Source organism: Pseudomonas sp. 15A4 (assembly GCF_016925575.1).
In the GTDB taxonomy this organism is placed as follows: Bacteria; Pseudomonadota; Gammaproteobacteria; order Pseudomonadales; family Pseudomonadaceae; genus Aquipseudomonas.
Genome location: NZ_CP068986.1, coordinates 5,436,648 through 5,457,356 on the forward strand (window position 1 = coordinate 5,436,648; position 20,709 = coordinate 5,457,356).

At 61.6% G+C, this 20,709-nt stretch carries 18 protein-coding genes; 9 read left to right on the forward strand and 9 right to left on the reverse strand.

The features are described from left to right. Positions 1-232: 232 nt before the first annotated feature. The 7 genes from JN403_RS24075 to JN403_RS24105 all read left to right on the forward strand — a co-directional run bounded on the left by JN403_RS24075 (position 233) and on the right by JN403_RS24105 (position 9,093). Positions 233-2,821: a glycosyltransferase family 2 protein gene (locus tag JN403_RS24075; protein ID WP_122622952.1), complete on the forward strand. Its 2,589-nt coding sequence runs from the start codon at positions 233-235 to the stop codon at positions 2,819-2,821. A 102-nt stretch (positions 2,822-2,923) separates the two neighbouring features. After that, the gene (gene dapE / locus JN403_RS24080) at positions 2,924-4,075 is read left to right on the forward strand and encodes a succinyl-diaminopimelate desuccinylase (RefSeq protein WP_205484598.1); all 1,152 of its coding nucleotides are present in this window, start codon (positions 2,924-2,926) and stop codon (positions 4,073-4,075) included. After that, a complete protein-coding gene (locus JN403_RS24085; RefSeq protein ID WP_205484599.1) occupies positions 4,075-4,884 on the forward strand; it encodes a putative RNA methyltransferase in 810 nt (269 codons plus the stop codon). The genes dapE and JN403_RS24085 overlap by 1 nt, the downstream gene beginning before the upstream one ends. Positions 4,885-4,949: 65 nt before the next feature. Further along, positions 4,950-5,327, forward strand: coding sequence for a hypothetical protein (locus JN403_RS24090; RefSeq protein WP_122537351.1), 378 nt, complete (start codon positions 4,950-4,952; stop codon positions 5,325-5,327). Positions 5,328-5,424: 97 nt separating this feature from the next. After that, complete coding sequence (plsB, locus tag JN403_RS24095; RefSeq protein WP_205484600.1) at positions 5,425-7,917, forward strand: glycerol-3-phosphate 1-O-acyltransferase PlsB; 2,493 nt, start codon at positions 5,425-5,427, stop codon at positions 7,915-7,917. 48 nt (positions 7,918-7,965) lie between these two features. After that, complete coding sequence (locus JN403_RS24100; RefSeq protein WP_205484601.1) at positions 7,966-8,364, forward strand: YbaY family lipoprotein; 399 nt, start codon at positions 7,966-7,968, stop codon at positions 8,362-8,364. Between the two features lie 39 nt (positions 8,365-8,403). Continuing rightward, positions 8,404-9,093, forward strand: a complete 690-nt coding sequence (locus tag JN403_RS24105) for a DUF4197 domain-containing protein (RefSeq protein ID WP_205484602.1) — start codon at positions 8,404-8,406, stop codon at positions 9,091-9,093. 24 nt (positions 9,094-9,117) lie between these two features. Here JN403_RS24105 and JN403_RS24110 read toward each other — a convergent pair whose 3' ends face one another. Both JN403_RS24110 and JN403_RS24115 read right to left on the reverse strand, forming a co-directional pair. Then, positions 9,118-12,198 carry an efflux RND transporter permease subunit gene (locus JN403_RS24110; protein WP_205484603.1) on the reverse strand — a complete coding sequence of 1,027 codons (3,081 nt, stop codon included), beginning with the start codon at positions 12,196-12,198 and terminating at the stop codon, positions 9,118-9,120. Between the two features lie 4 nt (positions 12,199-12,202). Then, positions 12,203-13,303, reverse strand: coding sequence for an efflux RND transporter periplasmic adaptor subunit (locus JN403_RS24115; RefSeq protein WP_205484604.1), 1,101 nt, complete (start codon positions 13,301-13,303; stop codon positions 12,203-12,205). Between the two features lie 106 nt (positions 13,304-13,409). On the opposite strand from JN403_RS24115, the gene JN403_RS24120 reads away from it, so the two are divergent. Continuing rightward, the gene (locus tag JN403_RS24120) at positions 13,410-14,042 is read left to right on the forward strand and encodes a TetR/AcrR family transcriptional regulator (RefSeq protein ID WP_205484605.1); all 633 of its coding nucleotides are present in this window, start codon (positions 13,410-13,412) and stop codon (positions 14,040-14,042) included. 139 nt (positions 14,043-14,181) lie between these two features. On the opposite strand, the gene JN403_RS24125 is transcribed toward JN403_RS24120, so the two are convergent. Together JN403_RS24125 and JN403_RS24130 are read right to left on the reverse strand one after the other, a co-directional pair. Further along, entirely contained in the window at positions 14,182-15,270 is a 1,089-nt protein-coding gene (locus tag JN403_RS24125; protein WP_205484607.1) for a catalase family protein, read from the reverse strand. Positions 15,271-15,403: 133 nt separating this feature from the next. Next, entirely contained in the window at positions 15,404-16,195 is a 792-nt protein-coding gene (locus JN403_RS24130; RefSeq protein ID WP_205484608.1) for a class I SAM-dependent methyltransferase, read from the reverse strand. A gap of 98 nt (positions 16,196-16,293) precedes the next feature. Between JN403_RS24130 and JN403_RS24135 the strand changes: the two genes are divergently transcribed. Then, positions 16,294-16,923, forward strand: a complete 630-nt coding sequence (locus JN403_RS24135; protein ID WP_205484610.1) for an energy transducer TonB — start codon at positions 16,294-16,296, stop codon at positions 16,921-16,923. Between the two features lie 45 nt (positions 16,924-16,968). Here the strand turns inward: JN403_RS24135 and JN403_RS24140 are convergent, their stop codons facing one another. The 5 genes from JN403_RS24140 to adk all read right to left on the reverse strand — a co-directional run bounded on the left by JN403_RS24140 (position 16,969) and on the right by adk (position 20,625). Next, entirely contained in the window at positions 16,969-17,667 is a 699-nt protein-coding gene (locus tag JN403_RS24140) for an extensin family protein (RefSeq protein WP_205484612.1), read from the reverse strand. Positions 17,668-17,716: 49 nt separating this feature from the next. Beyond that, positions 17,717-18,589 carry a DUF72 domain-containing protein gene (locus JN403_RS24145; RefSeq protein WP_240356755.1) on the reverse strand — a complete coding sequence of 291 codons (873 nt, stop codon included), beginning with the start codon at positions 18,587-18,589 and terminating at the stop codon, positions 17,717-17,719. Continuing rightward, positions 18,586-18,876 (reverse strand): hypothetical protein, encoded by a 291-nt coding sequence (locus tag JN403_RS24150; RefSeq protein ID WP_122537800.1) that lies wholly within the window; start codon positions 18,874-18,876, stop codon positions 18,586-18,588. The genes JN403_RS24145 and JN403_RS24150 overlap by 4 nt, the downstream gene beginning before the upstream one ends. A gap of 336 nt (positions 18,877-19,212) precedes the next feature. Next, the gene (gene tsaB, locus JN403_RS24155; RefSeq protein WP_205484616.1) at positions 19,213-19,887 is read right to left on the reverse strand and encodes a tRNA (adenosine(37)-N6)-threonylcarbamoyltransferase complex dimerization subunit type 1 TsaB; all 675 of its coding nucleotides are present in this window, start codon (positions 19,885-19,887) and stop codon (positions 19,213-19,215) included. A 90-nt stretch (positions 19,888-19,977) separates the two neighbouring features. Next, complete coding sequence (gene adk / locus JN403_RS24160; RefSeq protein ID WP_122537338.1) at positions 19,978-20,625, reverse strand: adenylate kinase; 648 nt, start codon at positions 20,623-20,625, stop codon at positions 19,978-19,980. Between the last annotated feature and the right edge of the window lie 84 nt (positions 20,626-20,709).

Sequence of the window (20,709 nt, forward strand, 5' to 3'; positions counted from 1 at the left end):
GACCAATACCCCAAAAACCGGCGCGCATTATAGGCCCTGACGGCGATTCGCAAAGCGCTGAGTGGCAGGCGTTTGGTCTGAAAGTCACCTCTTTCCCCGCCTGCCCAATACAGAACAGGTAACGGCCTACAGCCCCGGCCGAACAGAACTTCAACACGTGTCGGTTGCCAAAGTTTTGGCCCGCTGTACCCTGTCACTCCTCCCCGTTCCCCTCTTGGAACCTGAAGCACCTATGTCATCGCGTAAATTTGGACTCAACCTCGTTGTCGTCGTGGCGATTGCTGCGCTGTTCACCGGCTTCTGGGCGCTGATCAACCGCCCCGTCACCGCCCCCAACTGGCCTGAACAGATCTCCGGCTTCTCCTATTCGCCTTTCCGCCTCGGACAGAATCCACAGAAAGATTCCTACCCATCCGACGAAGAAATGCGTCAGGACCTGGAGCTGATGAGCAAGCAGACGGACAACATCCGTATCTATTCAGTGGACGGCACGCTCAAGGACATCCCCAAGCTGGCCGAAGAGTTCGGCCTGCGGGTGACCCTCGGCATCTGGATCAGCCCGGACCTGGAGCGCAACGAGCGCGAAATCACCACGGCGATCGAGCTGGCGAACACGACCCGCAGCGTGGTTCGCGTGGTGGTGGGCAACGAAGCGCTGTATCGCGAAGAGATCAAACCCAAGGACCTGATGGCCGCCCTCGACCGCGTGCGCGCCGCCGTCAAAGTCCCGGTGACCACGTCGGAGCAATGGCATATCTGGGAGAAGTACCCGGAACTGGCCAAACACGTTGACCTGATCGCCGCGCACATCCTGCCGTACTGGGAATACATCCCGATGGATAAAGCCGGTCAGTATGTGCTTGATCGTGCCCGCGAACTGAAACGCATGTTCCCGAAAAAGCCGCTGCTGCTCTCTGAAGTCGGTTGGCCGAGCAACGGCCACATGCGGGGCGGTGCGGACGCCACCCAGGCGGATCAAGCGGTTTACCTGCGCACGCTGGTCAACAAGCTCAACCGTCAAGGCTTCAACTACTTCGTGATCGAAGCCTTCGACCAGCCGTGGAAAGCCAGCGACGAAGGCTCTGTCGGGGCGTATTGGGGCGTGTACAACGCCGCCCGCCAGCAGAAATTCAACTTCGAAGGCCCGGTCGTTGCGATCCCGCAATGGCGTGTATTGGCGATCGGTTCGGCGGTGTTGGCGATGCTTGCCCTGGCCTTGCTGCTGATTGATGGCTCGGCGCTGCGTCAGCGTGGCCGGACATTCCTGACGTTCATTGCTTTCCTGTGTGGATCTGTCCTCGTCTGGATCGGCTACGACTACAGCCAGCAATACAGCACCTGGTTCAGTCTGCTCGTAGGATTTTTACTGGCGCTGGGCGCGTTCGGCGTCTTTATCGTGCTGTTGACCGAGGCCCACGAGCTGGCCGAAGCGGTGTGGACGCACAAGCGCCGCCGCGAATTCCTGCCCGTTGAAGGGGATTCGGCCTACAGACCGAAAGTGTCGATTCATGTGCCCTGCTACAACGAGCCGCCGGAGATGGTCAAACAGACCCTCAACGCACTGGCCGCGTTGGATTACCCGGATTTCGAAGTGTTGCTGATCGACAACAACACCAAGGACCCCGCCGTGTGGGAGCCGGTCAAGGCCCACTGCGAAATGCTCGGGCCGCGCTTCAAGTTTTTCCACGTCGCGCCGCTGGCCGGCTTCAAGGGCGGCGCCCTGAACTACCTGATCCCGCACACCGCGCCGGACGCCGAAGTGATTGCCGTGATCGACTCGGACTACTGCGTGGACCGCAACTGGCTCAAGCACATGGTTCCGCACTTCGCCGATCCGAAAATCGCTGTGGTGCAGTCTCCGCAGGACTACCGCGACCAGCACGAAAGTGCGTTCAAGAAGCTCTGCTACTCGGAATACAAAGGCTTCTTCTACATCGGCATGGTCACCCGCAACGACCGCGATGCGATCATTCAGCACGGCACCATGACCATGACCCGTCGCTCGGTTCTGGAAGAACTGGGCTGGGCAGACTGGTGCATCTGTGAAGACGCCGAGCTGGGCCTGCGCGTGTTCGAAAAAGGCTATTCGGCGGCGTACGCCCACAATAGCTTCGGCAAGGGCCTGATGCCCGACACCTTCATCGACTTCAAGAAGCAACGATTCCGCTGGGCCTATGGCGCGATTCAGATCATCAAGCGTCACGCCGCCAGCCTGCTGCGCGGCAAAGACACCGAGCTGACCCGCGGCCAGCGTTATCACTTCCTCGCGGGCTGGCTGCCGTGGGTGGCCGATGGGATGAACATTTTCTTCACGGTCGGCGCATTGCTCTGGTCGTCGGCGATGATCATCGTGCCAAACCGGGTCGACCCGCCGCTGCTGATTTTCGCGATCCCGCCGCTGGCGCTGTTCTTCTTCAAGGTCGGCAAGATCATCTTCCTGTACCGCCGCGCCGTTGGCGTGAACCTCACGGACGCGTTCTACGCAGCGCTCGCGGGGCTGGCGCTGTCCCACACCATCGCCAAGGCGGTGCTGTACGGGTTCTTCACCACCAGCATCCCGTTCTTCCGCACCCCGAAAAACGCCGAAAGCCATGGCTTGCTGGTGGCGATCTCCGAGGCCCGCGAAGAGCTGTTCATCATGCTGATGCTGTGGGGCGCTGCATTGGGGATCTGTCTGGTGCAGGGTCTGCCGAGCAACGACATGCGCTTCTGGGTCATCATGCTGCTGGTGCAATCGCTGCCGTATCTGGCGGCGTTGATCATGGCGTTTCTGTCGTCGCTGCCGAAACCGAAACCGGCAGACGAACCCGCTACCGCCTGAAACAATGGGGCGCTGTACTAAACGGCGGCCTTCGGGTCGCCGTTTTGCTTTAAGCTATTCGCCGGTTTATGCCTTGCCTTCACTCAATATCTCGGACCTTTCATGACAGCCCCAGCCGACCTCTCGCCCACGCTGCAACTCGCCTGCGACTTGATCCGTCGCCCATCCGTCACGCCACTGGACGCCGACTGCCAGGCCGTGATGATGAAACGCCTGAGCGACGCCGGTTTTGCCCTGGAGCCTATGCGTATTCAGGATGTGGATAACTTCTGGGCCACCCACGGCAGCCAGGACGGTCCGGTGCTGTGTTTTGCCGGTCACACCGATGTCGTGCCGACCGGCCCCGTTCAGGCCTGGCAGAATGATCCGTTCAGCGCGCTGATCGACGAAGACGGCATGCTCTGCGGCCGTGGCGCGGCGGACATGAAAGGCAGCCTGGCGTCGATGATTGTCGCTACCGAGCGTTTCGTCGCCGATCACCCGAACCATAGAGGCAAGATTGCCTACCTGATTACCAGCGACGAAGAAGGCCCGGCGCACCACGGCACCAAAGCGGTGGTCGAGCGTCTGGCGGCGCGTAAGGAACGTCTCGACTGGTGCATCGTTGGCGAACCGTCGAGCACAACGCTGGTAGGCGATGTGGTCAAGAACGGCCGTCGCGGCTCACTGGGCGCAACCCTCACCGTCAAAGGCATTCAGGGCCACGTCGCCTACCCGCATCTGGCGAAAAACCCTATTCATCTGGCAGCACCGGCGCTGGCTGAACTGGCCGCCGAGCACTGGGACAACGGCAATGATTTCTTCCCGCCGACCAGCCTCCAGATCTCCAACCTGAATTCCGGCACCGGCGCCACCAACGTGATCCCGGGGGATCTGGTGGCCGTGTTCAATTTCCGTTTCTCCACCGAATCCACAGTCGAAGGCCTCAAGCAGCGCGTCGCCGACATTCTCGACAAACACGATCTGGACTGGCACGTGGAATGGGCGCTGTCCGGCCTGCCGTTCCTCACCGAACCGGGCGCATTGCTGGACGCAGTGTCGGCGAGCATCAAACACGTCACCGGCCGCGACACCCGTGCGTCGACCAGCGGCGGCACCTCGGACGGTCGCTTCATCGCCACCCTCGGCACCCAAGTGGTCGAACTGGGGCCAGTCAATGCGACGATCCATCAGGTCAACGAACGCATTCTCGCCAGCGATCTCGACGTGCTGACCGAGATCTACTACCAGACCCTGGTCAAGTTGCTCGCCTGATGCTGACCTGCCCGATCTGCTCCGCCCCGCTCGATTCAGCGGATAACGGCGTCGTGTGCCCCGCCGGGCACCGCTTCGACCGCGCCCGTCAGGGGTACCTGAATCTGCTGCCCGTGCAGCACAAAAACAGCCGCGACCCTGGCGACAATCAGGCGATGGTCGAGGCGCGGCGCGACTTTCTCAACGCCGGGCATTACGCGCCGGTTGCCAAGCGTCTCGCCGAACTGGCCGCCGAGCGTGCCCCCGCGCACTGGCTCGACATTGGGTGTGGCGAGGGTTATTACACCGCGCAGATCGCCCAGGGTCTGCCCAACGCCGACGGCTATGCGCTGGACATCTCCCGCGAAGCGGTGAAGCGCGCCTGCAAACGCGACCCGAACATCACCTGGTTGATTGCCAGCATGGCGCGCGTGCCACTGCCGGATGCGAGCATGCAGTTCATCGCCAGCGTGTTCAGCCCGCTGGACTGGGCCGAGGCCAAGCGTCTGCTTTCGCCGGGCGGTGGCCTGATGCGTGTAGGACCGACCAACGATCACCTGATGGAATTGCGTCAGCGCCTGTACGACGAAGTCCGCGATTACAGCGATGACAAGCACTTGGCCCTGGTGCCGGAAGGGATGAGCCTGCAGCACAGTGAAACGTTGCGTTTCACACTGACACTGGTGGACGGCCAGGCCCGTGCCAATCTGCTGGCCATGACGCCCCACGGCTGGCGCGCCAGTGCCGAACGTCGTGCGAACGTGATCGAGCAGGCCGAGCCGTTCGAGGTCACGGTGTCCATGCGCTACGATTATTTCGTCCTGAACTGACGGCTTGAAGCACCCGAACAGACTGAATCCGCGAGTGGATTTTCCAGCACAACCAAGAGGCATCCATGCGCCAACCCGATATCGAGATTTACCTGAAAGACGCTGACGTCGACCATAAGGCCATCACCGCCTGGCTGACTCAAGCCATCGGCCCCTGTACCGAATGGGCACAGAAAGGCCAGACCTGGAAATGCCAGGCGGGCGACGTGCCCGTGACCTGGATTCCCAAGGCCGTCGGCAAGTGGAACAGCCTGTGCCTGGACAGCGACAAAACCCCGTGGGAAGACGACATCGCCTGCGCCCGCGCCGCCTTCGCTGCGTTGAAAGTCGAAGTGCGTTGCGCGCCGGGGACGTGGGTCGAAGAAGAGAGTGACGCCGAAGCCGATCAATGGATCCGCATCAGCGTGGATGGTGAAGAAGAAATCACCTGGCATACGTCCTGATACATCATCCTGACGGGCGCCCCCGCCGCTTTGCCCATCCCCGCCAGATGCGGCAAACTGGCGGCCTCGCGGGCGTCGCCCCTCTCAGCAGAATTCTATGACCCGTTCCCCGTTTCGCCGTCTTGTATTCGGCACCGTGCGCCGCCTGCTTTACCTGTGGGTGCGCTCGGAGACGATCAACCAGTCGTCCTTCACCCTCAATCTCGACCGCAGCCGCCCGGTTTTCTATGCGCTGCAAAACCCTTCAATGAGCGACCTCGCCGTCCTCGACACCGAGTGCCGCAAGGCCGGTCTGCCGCGTCCGGTACTCTCCGTGGCCGTTGGCAATCTGACCGAGCCGGCCGCGTTTTTCTACCTGACGCCCGAGCCTGACTGGCTGGGACGCCACGACAAACGCGGCGCACCACCGACCCTTGAACGCCTGGTCAGCGCGGTCACGCAAAACGCCACCGAAGACGCGCAAGTCATTCCAGTCAGCGTGTTCTGGGGCCAGTCCCCGGACAAGGAAGACAGCCCGTGGAAACTGCTGTTTGCCGATAGCTGGAAGGTGACCGGGCGTCTGCGTCGCTTTGTGACCATTCTGATCCTGGGCCGCAAGACCCGCGTGCAGTTCTCGGCACCGGTTCATCTGCGTGAGCTGGTCGATCAGAACAAGGGTTACGAGCGCACGGTGCGCATGGCTCAACGCCTGCTGCGGGTGCATTTCCGCAACTTGAAGACCTCCGTGATCGGCCCGGACCTTTCCCACCGTCGTCATCTGGTCAAAGGGCTGGTGGCGGATCCGCTGGTCAGGCAGGCCATTCTCGACGAGGCCGCCCGGGAGAAAATCACCGAAGCCAAGGCCCGGGACAAAGCGCTTCATTACGGTAACGAAATCGCCTCGGACTACACCTACACCGCCATCCGTTTTCTGGAAGTGGTGCTGAGCTGGTTCTGGAACAAGATTTACGACGGCATCAAGGTCAGTCACCTGGAGGGCGTGCAGAACGTCGCCCAGGGCAATGAGATCATTTATGTGCCGTGCCACCGCAGTCACATCGACTATCTGTTGCTGTCGTACCTGCTGTTTCGCAACGGCCTGACCCCGCCGCATATCGCTGCGGGTATCAACCTCAACATGCCGGTGATCGGTGGCCTGCTGCGGCGCGGCGGCGCGTTTTTCATGCGCCGCACGTTCAAGGGCAATCCGCTGTACACCGCGGTGTTCAACGAATACCTGCACACCCTGTTCACCAAAGGTTTTCCGGTGGAGTACTTCGTCGAAGGCGGACGTTCGCGCACCGGGCGCATGTTGCAGCCGAAGACCGGAATGCTGGCGATCACCCTGCGCAGTTTCCTGCGCAACTCGCGCATGCCCATCGTGTTCGTGCCGGTGTACATCGGCTATGAACGGGTGCTGGAAGGCCGGACCTACCTGGGTGAACTGCGCGGTGCAGCGAAGAAGAAAGAGTCGATCTTTGACATTTTCAAAGTCATCGGCGCCCTAAAGCAGCGCTTCGGCCAGGTCTCGGTCAATTTCGGTGAGCCGATCAAGCTGACCGAGTTTCTCGACCATGAGCAGCCGGACTGGCGCACTCAGGAACTCGGCCCGGTGTTCAAACCGGCCTGGCTCAACGAGACCACACACCGTCTAGGCGAACGCGTCGCCCGTCACCTGAACGAAGCGGCGGCGATCAACCCGGTAAATCTGGTGGCACTGGCGTTGCTGTCGACGGCCAAACACGCGCTGGACGATCAGGCCCTGGCGCGGGTGCTCGATCTGTACCTGACGCTGTTGCGCACCGTGCCCTACTCGCCCCATACCACGCTGCCGGAGGGCGATGGCCGCGCGCTGATCGAGCACGTCAAGGACATGAATCTGCTCTCGGAACTCAGCGATGCGCTGGGCAAGATTCTGTACCTGGACGAGCAAAATGCCGTCCTGATGACCTACTACCGCAATAACGTGCTGCACATTTTCGCGCTGCCTTCGTTGCTGGCCTGCTTCTTCCAGAGCTCGTCGCGTATGAGCCGCGAGCAGATTCTGCGGTATACCCGGGCCCTGTATCCGTACCTGCAATCGGAGCTGTTCATCCGCTGGTCGCTGGACGATCTGGATGAGGTCATCGATCAGTGGCTGGCGGCGTTTGTGGAGCAGGGCTTGTTGCGATTCGAGAACGGCGTCTACCTGCGCCCGGCGCCAAGCTCGCGGGCTTTTGTGCTGCTGACGGTGCTGTCGCGGGCGATTGCCCAGACCCTGCAGCGTTTCTACATGGCGATCTCGCTGCTGCTCAACAGCGGTCAGCACACGCTCACTGCCGAGGGGCTTGAGGAGTTATGCACGACGATGGCCCAGCGGTTGTCGATCCTGCACGGCCTGAACGCGCCGGAATTCTTCGACAAAAGTCTGTTCCGTCATTTCATCCAGACGCTGCTGGATCAGGGCGTCTTGCGCACCGACGCCGCCGACAAACTGAGCTATCACGATATGTTGGGGGATCTGGCGGAAGGCGCAGCCAAACGCGTACTGCCAGCGGAAATCAGGCTGTCGATCCGCCAGGTGGCGCTGCACCGCAGTGATGAAGTCGTCGGGGCCGCGCCGATCGCCTGAGCGACGACGCACGCCCTACCTAACGTTTCACATGACAAGGACATTCACATGAAACACATCCTGCTCACCCTCATGACCACCGTGCTCGCCGCGTGCGCCCATGGGCCGGACAACCTGCCGGGCTCGGTGGATGGCGAGGTGTTTTACCTGCAGCGCATGGCGCTTCCGCCTACCGCTTCGCTAAAGGTTACGCTGCAGGACGTGACGCTGGCCGACGCGCCCGCGCAGATCCTCGCCAGCCAGAACGGTCCGATCAAAGGCCAGGTGCCGCTGCCGTTTCACCTGACCTACGATCAGAAGCAGGTCCAGGCGGGACACACCTACTCGGTCAGCGCGCGCATCGAGGTGGACGGCAAGCTGCTGATGATCAGCACCGAGCGCTACACGGTAGACCTGACGCTGGACGAAAAACCGCCCGTCAAAATTCGTTTGAGCCCGGCCCGTTGATCGGGCATGGATCACAGACCGCTGAAAAGGACATTACCCATGTTGCGTCGCTCTCTTTCGTTCACTGGCGTGTGCGCCGGCCTGCTGTTGTCGGCCAGTGCCTTCGCGCTGTCGCTCAATGATCTGTCGCAATCGGACGCCACCGGCGGGCTTAAGGATGCCCTGACCCAAAGCGCGCAGGTCGCCGTCAAGCAACTGGGCGTGCCGGGCGGGTTCAGCAACAACAAGGACGTGCGCATCGAGCTGCCCGGCAACCTGGGCAAGGTCGCCAAGAAGATGAAGCAGTTCGGTATGGGCGCGCAGGTCGATCAGCTGGAAAACAGCATGAATCAGGCGGCAGAAGCAGCGATGCCCCAGGCGCAGACGTTGCTGGTCGACGCCGTGAAAAAGATGAGCGTCTCAGATGCCAAGGCCATCCTCGGCGGCGGCAAGGACTCGGCCACCCAGTACCTGAGCACCTCCAGCCGCGAACAGATCCGCGCCAAATTCCTGCCCATCATCAAACAGGCCACTGACAAAGTCGGCCTGGCGCAGAAATACAACGCCTTCGCCGGACAGGCCGCGACCCTGGGCGTGCTGGACGCGAAGAGCTCGAACATCGAAGGCTACGTCACCGAGAAGGCGTTGAACGGCCTGTTCGAAATGATCGCCAAACAGGAAGAAACCATCCGCGCCAACCCGGCAGCGGCGGCGACCGGCCTGGCGAAGAAGGTGTTCGGCGCGTTGTGAGACGCGCCGTGGCGGGTTAAGCGATCAAACCTCGACCCGCTCATCCTTTTTCACCCTGAACCACGCCGCATACAGTGCGGGCAGAAACAGCAGGGTGAGTGCGGTGGCGACGATCAGGCCACCCATGATGGCGACGGCCATGGGCCCGAAAAACACGCTGCGTGACAGCGGAATCATCGCCAGCACTGCCGCCAGCGCGGTGAGCACGATGGGCCGGAAGCGCCGCACCGTCGCTTCGATGATCGCCTGCCAGCGGTCCAGACCCGCCGCGATGTCCTGCTCGATCTGGTCGACCAGAATCACCGAGTTACGCATGATCATCCCCGACAGCGCGATGGTGCCCAGCATCGCCACAAAGCCGAACGGCTGGTTGAACAGCAGCAGAAACAGCGTTACCCCAATCAGCCCCAGGGGCGCGGTCAGAAACACCATGAACGTGCGGGAGAAACTGCGCAGCTGAATCATCAGCAAGGTCAGTACCACCACGATGAACAGCGGCACACCGGCGTTCACCGAGTTCTGCCCGCGGGCCGAATCTTCCACCGTGCCGCCCACCTCCAGCAGGTAACCGTCGGGCAACTCGGCGCGCACGTCTTCCAGCGTCGGCAGAATCTGTTTGACCAGCGTTGCCGGTTGCTCCTTGCCGTAGATGTCAGCGCGCACCGTCACGTTCGGCAACCGGTTGCGGTGCCAGATGATGCCCTCCTCAAAACCGTACTCCAGCGTCGCCACTTGGGAAAGCGCGACACTGCTGCCGTTGCTGGTCGGCACCGACAGGCTGGCGAGGCTGCCCAGTTCATGGCGCTCCTGCTCCGTGCCGCGCAGCAGGATTTCGATCAGCTCGTCGTCCTCGCGGTACTGGCTCACGCTCGACCCGGTCAACTGGCTTTGCAGGAAACGCGACAGGTCGGCAGTGGTTACGCCCAGCGCCCTGGCCCGATCCTGATCGACATTCAGGTAGACGACCTTGCTCGGCTCCTCCCAGTCCAAATGCACATTGACCACATGGGGGTTTTCCCGGACCTTCGCCGCCACCTTGCGGGCCAGCGCGCGCACCTCGTCGATGTGCTCGCCCGTGACGCGAAACTGCACCGGATAGCCCACGGGCGGGCCGTTTTCGAGGCGGGTGACGCGGGGCCGCAGCATCGGGAATTGCTCATCCAGCGTCTGGATCAACCAGGTGCGCAGCGCCTCGCGGTCTTCGATGGTTTTCGCCAGCACGACGAACTGGGCAAAACTGGCCGCGGGCAATTGCTGATCCAGAGGCAGGTAAAACCGCGGAGAACCGGTGCCGACATAGGCCACGTAATTGTCGACGCCGGCGTGGTCCTTGATCATCGCTTCCAGCCGCTTGACCTGCTCGGCGGTGCTGGTCAGCGAGGCGCCTTCAGCAAGCTTCAAGTCGACCATCAACTCCAGCCGGCCCGACGCCGGGAAAAATTGCTGGGGCACGAAGCGGAACATGAAAATCGACAGGGCAAACAGCGCAATGGTCAGCACGATGACCGTTTTGCGGCGGCGCACACACCAGCCCACCAGCCCGCGAACACGTCGATAAAAAGGCGTGCCGTAAGGATCCGGCGCGTGGGCACCGGCGCCATGTTTGGCTGCATGGATTTTCGCCAGGTCCGGCAACAGCCGCGCGCCCAGATACGGCACGAACACCACAGCAGCAATCCACGAGGCGATCAGCGCAATGGTCACCACCTGAAAGATCGAGCGAGTGTACTCGCCGGTGCTCGACTGCGCGGTGGCGATGGGCAGGAAACCTGCTGCGGTGATCAGCGTGCCGGTAAGCATCGGGAACGCGGTGCTGGTCCAGGCGAAGCTGGCGGCCTTCAGCCGGTCGTAACCCTGCTCCATTTTGATCGCCATCATTTCCACGGCGATGATTGCGTCGTCCACCAACAAGCCCAACGCCAGCACCAATGCGCCGAGGGATATCTTGTGCAAGCCGATGCCAAGGTAATACATGCAGGCGAATGTCATCGCCAGCACCAGCGGAATCGCCAGTGCTACCACCATCCCGGTGCGCACGCCGAGAGAGAAAAAGCTCACCAGCAGCACAATGCCCAAGGCCTCGGCGAGCACCTGAACGAACTCGCCAACGCTGGTCTTCACCGCCGCTGGCTGGTCCGAGACTTTGCGCAGCTGCATGCCGGCAGGAAGGTTGTTCTGTAAGCGCGCGAACTCCGTCTCCAGCGCACGGCCGAGCACCAGAATGTCGCCGCCGTCTTTCATGGCGACGGCGAGCCCGATGGCGTCCTGACCCATGAAACGCATTTGCGGCGCGGGCGGATCGTTGAAGCCACGGCGCACATCGGCCAGATCACTGATGCGGAACGTGCGATCACCCACGCGAATCGGGAAGCTGCGGATCTCGTCGACGGTTTGAAAACGCCCGGTCACGCGCAGCTGAACGCGCTCGCTGGGTGTCTCGAAAAAGCTCGCCGCCACCACCGCGTTCTGCGCTTCCAGCGCTTGCTGAACCGACTGCATTGGCAGGCCGAGGGTCGCGAGTTTGACGTTGGAGAGTTCGATCCAGATTTTTTCGTCCTGCAGACCGAGCAACTCGACCTTGCCGACGTCCTTGACCCGCTGCAGCTGGATCTGGATGCGGTCGGCGTAATCCTTGAGCACCGCGTAGTCGAACCCCTCCCCCGTCAGCGCATAGATATTGCCGAACGTGGTGCCGAATTCATCGTTGAAGAACGGGCCCTGCACGCCGGCCGGAAGGGTCTGACGGATGTCGCTGATCTTCTTGCGGATCTGATACCAGAGTTCCGGCAGCCGCGCGGAAACCAATGAGTCTCGGGCGACAAACGTGACCTGAGATTCACCGGGCCGCGAGAACGAGACAATGCGCTCATAGTCACCGGTTTCCATCAGCTTCTTCTCGATGCGGTCGGTGACTTGTCGCGCCACTTCTTCGGCACTCGCGCCCGGCCATAGCGTACGAATGACCATGGCTTTGAAGGTGAAGGGCGGGTCCTCACTCTGGCCCAGTTTGGTGTAGGACAGCGCACCGACTGCGGCCAGCAGGATCATGAGATACAGGATCATCTGCCGATTACGCAGGGCCCATTCGGAAAGATTGAAACGCATGCCGCTACTCCTTCGCCGCCAGCTTCACCGCTCGATTACTGCGGTCGACCGGGCGCACCTGCTCGCCCTCGTGGAGCACGTGCACACCCGCCGCGACGACCCAGTCGCTGGCCTGCAAGCCGCTGAGCACCGGCACGGTTTCCTGGCCGTAGGCGCCGACCTGCACCGGCGTGCGTTTCAGGGTGGCATCGCTTTGCAGACGCCAGACGTAGGTCACGCCGTTTTCGGCGGTCAGCGCGGAAAGCGGCACGGACAACGGAACAGCGTGTTCGGACTGAATGTAAACCCGAGCGCTCTGGCCCAGCTCGGCCGGGACCTTCCCGCTGGCGAAAGCGATGCGCGCGGCGAAGGTGCGCGAACGTGGATCGGCAGCGGGCGAGAGCTCACGGATACGGCCCGGAAAACGCTGCTCGCGCTGGGTCCAGAGTTCGACGGAAACCGGATCACCGATCTTGAAGCGGCCGTAATTCTGCTCCGGAAGGCTGATCGACACTTCGCGCTCGCCGTCAGCGGCCAGAGTAAAGACGGTCTGCCCGGCCGCCACCACCTGACCGACTTCCACCAATCGTCTGGCGATGACACCGTTTTGCGACGCACGAAGCACGGCGTAGCCGGTCTGATTGTCGGCAACGGTCAATTCAGCCTTGAGCTGTCTAAGACGGGCGTCTGCGGCGCGGTAGGTGTTTTCGGCATTGTCGTAAAGCGACTTGCTGACCATCTGCCGGTCCATCAGGGTTTTGTAGCGGTCGCGCTCGGAGCGGACTGTCTGCAGGTTGGCGTCGGCAGCGGCAACCTGAGCGCGGGTGGCGTCCTGCTGCAAGCGCACGTCCTGGGCATCGAGCTCGGCCAGCGGCTCATTGACGGTGACCCGCTCGCCTTCTTCGACCAGACGCTTGCTGACCTTGCCGGGAATGCGGAAAGCAAGTTCCGGCTCGAAGCGGGCGCGGACCTCTCCCGGATAGCTGTCCATGGACTGGGCCGACGGCAGCGGTTGCACCACCATGGCGGGCCGCACTGCGGCGGTCACCGGTGCCTCCTTGCCGCAACCGGAAAGTGCCACGATGAGACTGACCGGCAGGGCAAGAAGCAGGGCATCGCGGAGCATGATGAGGCACCTTGGCAAGAGAGCTTTGAATAATTGTACCGGCGAGTATATTTAAAATTACCGAACTGAACAGTCCACTAATCAAACGAAGACGCCTGACAACGCCATGACTGACTCGACCTCCTCCACCGGACCCGGCCGCCCCAAGGATCTGGCCAAGCGCCAGGCCATTCTCGAAGCCGCCAAAAACCTGTTCGTCCGCAATGGTTACGCCAACACCAGCATGGATGCCGTTGCGGCTGAAGGCGGGGTTTCCAAGCTCACGGTGTACAGCCACTTCACCGACAAGGAGACATTGTTTTCCTGCGCGGTGGTTGCGCGCTGTGAGGAGCAGGTGCCGGGGTTATTCGTGGATGTGCCGATGGGTGAGCCCGTCGAGAAAGTATTGCTGGGTATTGCCAGAGGATTCCAGACGCTGATCAACAGCCCTGAGTCCATCGATTTACATCGCCTGATGATCACCCTGGGAACCCAAGGGTCTTCATTGTCTCAAGTGTTTTTCGAAGCGGGACCGCAGCGCATCCTGCATGAGATGGAGCGGTTTCTGACCAGACTGAACGGCACGAACGGTCTGCGCTTCGAATCGCCTGCTGGCGCAGCGGGGCACTTTTTGTGTTTGATCAAAGGGGTGTGCAATTTCAGGCTACTGATCGGCACCGGCGAACGGCCGGATGAGCAGGCCGCCGAGCACCATGTGCGGGAAGTGGTGGCGTTGTTTCTGAAGGCGTATAGGGTTTAGGGGCATAACTACGATAGTGCGCACGCGGGCCTCTTCCCGGCTGAAGCCGGTCCCACTAATCGACCGCGTACTCAGAGTGGGACCGGCTTTAGCCGGGAATGCGAAGTGGAAGACACCACAGAATTTGACTACCAGCTTGTCAGCGAGGCTCGTGCATCGGGCAGCCGTTGTGGCTGGCGCGGAAGCCTGAAGACAGCTCATAGGACGGTTTGCGCACGCGCATGACGCCGCCGAGTGGTCGGTGTTCGACCACGCCATGCCAGGGGCTGAAGGCCATGCCGTCGTCGATTTCCTGCTGGCGTTCTTCCGACCAGCTGTCCTGGAGCGGCACTTCAATACGGGCAACGGTCACGAACGGGCTCAGTTCCTCAGACCATTCCACCGAAGCATCTTCAATCGGCATTTTTTCAAGGTCGGTCGCCAACTGGATGCGCACCTCCCACACCCCTCCCTTGCTCGCGAAGTGACTGCGTACCGCTTCCCGCAAACCGTCGGGATGATCATTCAGGTCCACTTTCTGGTCGGTCAACGCGGTGAGCTCGGGAGAAACAGGCACCACGCTCAGCTTGGCGTAATAGCGGCCGTAGAGAAGCGGCACCACAGTGTTGTAGGTTTCACCCAGCAAATGAGTCATCGGATGCCCGCCCAGTGATTTGAGCGTGCCACTCTCCCCGCCCATCGCTTCGACCGTCGACTCCAGGCCACGAAACAACGCCGACAGCGCTTTCTTCATGTTGGGCACTTTGTCGGTGGTCTTGGCGAGCAGCTTGAGAGTCTTGAGAAAATCCTTCGGAGTAGCAGCCGTGAACGCCCTGGCGTTCTGCATCACGAAATCCTGGGTGACCTGCCCTTCACTCCCCGGCAAACGTGCGCCCTGCACACCGACCAGCTTGATAGCCAGCCCACGAGGCGTCGACACCTTATCGTCGAGCAGGTCACCCGGATTGGTGGAAAAGCGCATCTTCAAATCCAGGGTGCCGGGATGCGCGAAAACACCCTGAGCCAACTCAGCGGGCAGGCCGTCCAGAATATGAATCTGCCCGTGCAGCAAGCCATGCGCCTTGGCATGCACGCTGCGTATAGCATGGCCGCCATCCTTGTAGGTGGTTTCCAGAATACTGTGCATCGCCTCGGCGAGTTCTTTGCTCGTCTGAGCCTCGTCATCGGGTATCTGCTCGAACTGCGGCTCGAACGCCAAAGGCGTTACGGACAAACGGGAAGTGCTCATCGGTGATCTCCGGCTACTGCTCTGGTCAGGGCGTATCGCCGATGTGCGCACACCTGAAACGGTGGCTTGTCAGGCATCGGCACAGCAGAGGACTGCGCCCGGGATTGCCGGGTTCAGCTTTACCGGACGAGTGTCACGGACCCGCGCTTTTCAACGCCTTTTTCGGGTAAATGTCATAGCGGCTGGATTTGCCGTCCAGCGCGTAGGAAGGCTTGGGCCCTTCGATGCTTGGCGCCTTGCGCGGGCGTTTGACCACGACGCGGTGGGTCGCCAGCGCCAGCGCGGCTTCCAGTAACGCCGGGGCGTCCATGTCGTCGCCGACCAGTGGCCGGAACAGGCGCATTTCCTTCTTCACCAACGCGGTTTTTTCCCGGTGGGGAAACATCGGATCGAGGTAGATAACCTGGGGCGGCTCGCCTTCCCACTGGCGAATGAGCTCAATGGAATTGCCGGTCAACAAGCGCATCTGCGCGATGATCCCGCCGACGTCCAGATCCCTCGCCCCGCGCGCGAGGCCGTCTTCAAGCAGCGCGGCGATGATCGGCTGCCGCTCGATCAGGCTCACTTCGCAACCCAGACTCGCCAGCACAAACGCATCCTTGCCCAGCCCCGCCGTGGCATCCAGCACCCGAGGCCGCACGCCCGGCTGAATGCCTACGGCCTTGGCGATCATCTGCCCGCTGCCGCCACCAAACAGACGCCGATGGGCCGCCTTGCCTTCGATGAAATCCACTCGGACCGGGCCCGGCGCGTCGTCACCCAGTTGCTGCAATTGCAGGCCGTCTTCGGCCACTTGCAGGGCGAAATCCGCGTCGGCGTCGGCCAGCGGCAAACCCAGTCGCTGCGCCCATTGCGCTGCGGTGTCCTGCCCGTCGGGGGTCAGGCTGTCGACCCGAATGCGGCTGCCCGCGTGCTGCTCAGTCATTGTCTCTACGCACTCAAATATTCTTAATGATTGGCAACGGCTGCCGATAACAAAAGTATCCGGCATTTTGCCAGACCCACGGGCTGTACTGAGCGCTTATGTCAGACATTCAGCAAACCTCCTCGATAGGCTATTTGACGTACGCAGGCGACTACAGCGTACGCAATACCCAAACCCTGAGCGGCGTCACGCAGCTCTGGCAGGACGCGTTTGCCCGTGCGATGGCTCAACAGGTCGATGACAACGCAGGCGAAACCCCGGAATGCAGCGCCGTTGCCGCGACGGACAACCAGACCGGCGAGCCGATTGCCGGTGCTACCGCGCTGGACAAGATCGTCGAGCAACGTGAATGCCCAGTTCAGGACAAGGAAATCGCGCCGCCGGAGCCGCTGTTCCTGCCGATCGCCGAGTTCGAATGGGACCTGGCCGACAAGCCCGCCAAGCCGTTCACCGCGTTGGAAATGATCGAGCAGCAGCGCAACCTCGAATTCGACGACAACTGGGTTCGCCCGACCGTGCTCAACCCGTACGATGACAGCGTTGAACCCGGCCCGGGCCCCCAGCCTCGCCCACTGTTCCTGCCGATTGCCGAGTTCGAATGGAACCTGGCCGACAAGCCTGCGACGCCTTTCAGCGCTGAAGAAATGACCGAGCAGCAGCGTCATCTGGCCTTCGATAACGGCTGGGCGCGGCCGATTGTGCTGCAGAACCTTCGTCTCGCGGCCTGACGCCAGGTTTAACCCAACCGAACCGCGCAACCTCGCTCGCTGCCTTTAGCGACACACCCGCCAGCGTCCCATGTCCAGATGAAAGTGGTTTCGGTGCGCGGCGTTGTAGTCCGGGCTTAGCACCGTATTGAAATGCTGGCAGGCGCCATCCCGCACCAACCGCAGAAAACGTCCGTCGTCGCCGTCGTCTTTCCAGTCCTTGAGCACCGAAATTTTGCGCCCGTCTGCCAGGCGAAATCCGGCGATGTCCAGCGCGTTGGCGGTGGCGTGCTGGCTCAGACGGCCTTCACTGCGGTTGTAGATGTTGCGGCAGGCAAAGCTGCCGAGGTGATCGACCCGCGCGACCTTTTGCCCGAATACGGCCTGCGCCGCTGGCTGCAGTTGATGAATATCGAACAGCGCATACGCCACCGCCAGGCGACAACTGGAGAGAAAACTGCTGCTCAGCGCGACGTCGCCGCCCTGGATCCGCAAGGTGTTGGTAAGCGGGCATTTGGCGTCGGCGGCACTGTCGGCCTGGTGCGTGTAACGCAGGGTCGAGGTGTGCAGCGCGGCCTCGCACAACGCCGGATCCTCCTGCAATCGCCAGAGCTTGAACGGCGTAATGAGATTGGGCTCGTCCTGCACATTCAGCGGCGCCCACGGGTTCCAGCGGTCAGCGACAGGCAACCAGCCACGCCAGATCGATACCGCGACCGCCGCGCCGATCAAAATCAGTAGAAGAAAGAGGGTCGAGCCGCGCATGCAGGAAGGTTCTCGTCTGACGGAGGGATGAGTCCACCCTATCTCGACCTCAGAGCAGCCCGAGTTGCTCCACTTGCCGACCGCGATCCAGTTGCGGCAGATCGGGCAGGCCCGGCAACAGGGTCATCAACTGATGGTGAAAACGACGGGCCAGTTGGGGCGAGGCGATGTTGTCAGGGGTGTGCAGGAACACCGAGGGCGTACGCCCCTCCTCGATCCAGCCAGCCACCTTTTCCGCCCATTGCACGATGAAGCCTTCGTTGATCGCCTCATCCGGCCCGCCAATGAAGCGCACTTGGGGAAAGGACGTCAGCGCCGCCGGCCGCGGCGGCACTTTGGGCTTCTTCGATTGCGCATGAAGCACGGCAGGCTCACTGGAAACGCAACTGAACAGCGGCCGGGAATCCAGACAGATGCGCTCGACGCCGCGGTCGAGCAACAGGCGGTTGAGCTGGCGCTCGTCTTCGCCCTTGGTGAAAAACGCCATGTTGCGCACTTCCACCGCCAGCGGCCGGCCTTCCAGCGCATCAATGAACGCGCCCAGCTCATTGAGCCGATAGGGGCCGAAACTGGCCGACAGCTGCAGCCACAGCGGTTGAAGCCTAGACCCTAGCGGCGCAAGCAGCTGAAGGAAATCCTCTACCGCGCCCAGATGCTCGCGCAGGTCGCCGGCATGGCTGATGTCACGGGGGATTTTTGCCGAGAAGCGGAAGTGCTCGGGCAAGGCGGCCGCCCAACGCTGGACGATCTCAGGCTTGGGACGCGCGTAGAACGTGGTGTTGCCTTCGACGGCATTGAAGACCTGCGCGTACAACCCAAGCAAATCCAGATCTGGGGCGTCCGGCGGGTACAGGGACTCACGCCAGGCTCTTTCGCTCCAGGACGGGCAACCGATGTAGTAAGGCGGGTGGGCGAGGTTCAAACGTGGAGGTCGAGCCCGGAGACTTCGAGGTCCCATTCGACGAAGGTCGAGGTCATCAAGTAGCTGCTCAACGCATGGGCGACGCGCGTGCTCATGGCACGGGGGAAGATAATGTCTTGCTGACGCGCGGGCACATTGGCCGTGGTCCCGGTCTGGCGACGGGCCACTTGCGGATTCACCTCGATCTCATCGTTCACTTCCTCGAACGAGCCTTCCAGCGCCGCAGAATCCTTGCGTGGCTTGCGCTTGATCGGGTAGGTACGTGGTGAGGGACCGGTGATTCGCATCATGCTTACTCGGCGTCTAATGGTGGCAATTTAATCTCACAGTAAGCCCTTAAGCAAACATGCGAACGATAACTAGACCACACTTATTGCGAATTGTTTAAATCAGCCGGAATTTTCTGCGGATTTATCGCCGAACGGTCATCAACGGTGTGACCTGGTTCGCAGATCCGGCGTACAGCCCTGCATTTAGGGGCCCGGTGGATGCCGGCAATCGGTGGGAGACGGCTTGGTGGCGAACGCAATTCACCCCGTTACTGCAGTGGCAGTAAATGGCCCAGGTTCGCCAGCAAACCGGCGCCTACAGATTGATGATCGTGCGTGTACCTGATGTCACGCTCAGCGCGCCTTGGGCGTGGCGACTTTATCGCGCAGGTAAACCGGTTGGGCGTTGTCGGCGACGATGGCTTCGCCACGGTGCCAGGCGAACGTACCGAGGGTCAGCAAGTCCTGCGCGTGGGGCAACAGTGTGGCGTCCCGGGCACTGACAACGGCGGCAATACGCTCGGCATAACCCCAGCCGGTGCCTGCACCGAACCAGTCGCCCGTTGCAGCGCCTGGCAAAGCGGCCAGTTCCGGCGCCATGACCGCCTCTTCACCCGCCAGTTTCATCTCTCCCGCCACTTCGTGGTAGCAACCCCAATAGACTTCGTCCATCCGCGCGTCGATGGCGGCCGCGACCTGAGTGGCGCCCTGCTCGCGAAAGGCTCGTTGCGCGAGGGCCGCGAGGTTTGAGACCGGCAATACCGGCCGATCCAGACCAAAGGCCAGGCCCTGTACCACACCGATGGCGATGCGCACGCCGGTGAACGCGCCCGGGCCACGGCCGAAGGCAATGGCGTCCAGCGCCGACAAACCGATGCCCGCCTCGGCCAGCAAGTCCTTGATCATCGGCAGGAGTTTTTGCGCGTGCAGGCGCGGGATCACCTCGTAGTGAGTCAGTACTTTGCCGTCATGCAGCAAAGCGACTGAACAGGCTTCAGTGGCGGTGTCCAGGGCCAGCAAGGTGGTCATCGGGGTTTCCATCGTTGTGCGAAAAAAGTGCCGCATTATAAACAACAACGACCCGCAAGCGGGCCGTTGTTCGATGCCTAGAGACGCGAATCAGCTCAGGGCTTCAAGCACCTTGGCGGTGATCTGCTCGACCGTGCCCACGCCTTCGATGTGACTGCACTTCGGCGTGCCGTCCTGCGCTTGCAGTTTGGTGTAGAAATCCACCAGCGGCTTGGTCTGTGAATGGTAGACCGACAGGCGATGGCGAACGGTGGCTTCAACGTCGTCCTTCCGCTGAACCAGTGGCTCGCCGGTAACGTCGTCCACACCGTCAACCTTCGGCGGGTTGTACAACGTGTGGTAAACGCGACCGGAGCCTTCGTGAACGCGGCGACCGGAGATGCGCTTGACGATCTCTTCGTCGTCGACCTTGATCTCGATGACGTGGTCGATGGCCAGACCGGCTTTCTTCAGGGCTTCAGCCTGAGGAATGGTGCGAGGAAAGCCGTCGAACAGGCAACCGCCAGCGCAATCCGGCTCGGACAGGCGATCCTTGATCAGGCCGATGATCAGGTCATCGGAGACCAGGCCGCCGCTGTCCATGACGCTTTTGGCTTGCAGGCCCAGTTCAGTACCGGCCTTGACCGCAGCGCGCAGCATGTCGCCGGTGGAAATCTGCGGAATGTTGAATTTCTCAGTGATGAACTTTGCCTGAGTACCTTTGCCGGCCCCGGGAGCTCCCAGCAGAATCACGCGCATTGTTGTGCTCCTCAAATTTTTATAGAGATATCGTCGGATTCGCCTAAATGGGGCCAATCGCAAAATTTTACTGACCCAACGGCC

What these genes read in the sequence shown, in the direction of transcription:
- JN403_RS24110 (WP_205484603.1), bottom strand. Translation starts at nt 12,198, where the DNA reads ATGCGTTTCAATCTTTCCGAATGGGCCCTGCGTAATCGGCAGATGATC.
- JN403_RS24090 (WP_122537351.1), top strand. Translation starts at nt 4,950, where the DNA reads ATGCGCCAACCCGATATCGAGATTTACCTGAAAGACGCTGACGTCGAC.
- dapE (WP_205484598.1), top strand. Translation starts at nt 2,924, where the DNA reads ATGACAGCCCCAGCCGACCTCTCGCCCACGCTGCAACTCGCCTGCGAC.
- adk (WP_122537338.1), bottom strand. Translation starts at nt 20,625, where the DNA reads ATGCGCGTGATTCTGCTGGGAGCTCCCGGGGCCGGCAAAGGTACTCAG.
- plsB (WP_205484600.1), top strand. Translation starts at nt 5,425, where the DNA reads ATGACCCGTTCCCCGTTTCGCCGTCTTGTATTCGGCACCGTGCGCCGC.
- JN403_RS24100 (WP_205484601.1), top strand. Translation starts at nt 7,966, where the DNA reads ATGAAACACATCCTGCTCACCCTCATGACCACCGTGCTCGCCGCGTGC.
- JN403_RS24140 (WP_205484612.1), bottom strand. Translation starts at nt 17,667, where the DNA reads ATGCGCGGCTCGACCCTCTTTCTTCTACTGATTTTGATCGGCGCGGCG.
- tsaB (WP_205484616.1), bottom strand. Translation starts at nt 19,887, where the DNA reads ATGACCACCTTGCTGGCCCTGGACACCGCCACTGAAGCCTGTTCAGTC.
- JN403_RS24105 (WP_205484602.1), top strand. Translation starts at nt 8,404, where the DNA reads ATGTTGCGTCGCTCTCTTTCGTTCACTGGCGTGTGCGCCGGCCTGCTG.
- JN403_RS24130 (WP_205484608.1), bottom strand. Translation starts at nt 16,195, where the DNA reads ATGACTGAGCAGCACGCGGGCAGCCGCATTCGGGTCGACAGCCTGACC.
- JN403_RS24150 (WP_122537800.1), bottom strand. Translation starts at nt 18,876, where the DNA reads ATGCGAATCACCGGTCCCTCACCACGTACCTACCCGATCAAGCGCAAG.
- JN403_RS24085 (WP_205484599.1), top strand. Translation starts at nt 4,075, where the DNA reads ATGCTGACCTGCCCGATCTGCTCCGCCCCGCTCGATTCAGCGGATAAC.
- JN403_RS24075 (WP_122622952.1), top strand. Translation starts at nt 233, where the DNA reads ATGTCATCGCGTAAATTTGGACTCAACCTCGTTGTCGTCGTGGCGATT.
- JN403_RS24120 (WP_205484605.1), top strand. Translation starts at nt 13,410, where the DNA reads ATGACTGACTCGACCTCCTCCACCGGACCCGGCCGCCCCAAGGATCTG.
- JN403_RS24115 (WP_205484604.1), bottom strand. Translation starts at nt 13,303, where the DNA reads ATGCTCCGCGATGCCCTGCTTCTTGCCCTGCCGGTCAGTCTCATCGTG.
- JN403_RS24125 (WP_205484607.1), bottom strand. Translation starts at nt 15,270, where the DNA reads ATGAGCACTTCCCGTTTGTCCGTAACGCCTTTGGCGTTCGAGCCGCAG.
- JN403_RS24135 (WP_205484610.1), top strand. Translation starts at nt 16,294, where the DNA reads ATGTCAGACATTCAGCAAACCTCCTCGATAGGCTATTTGACGTACGCA.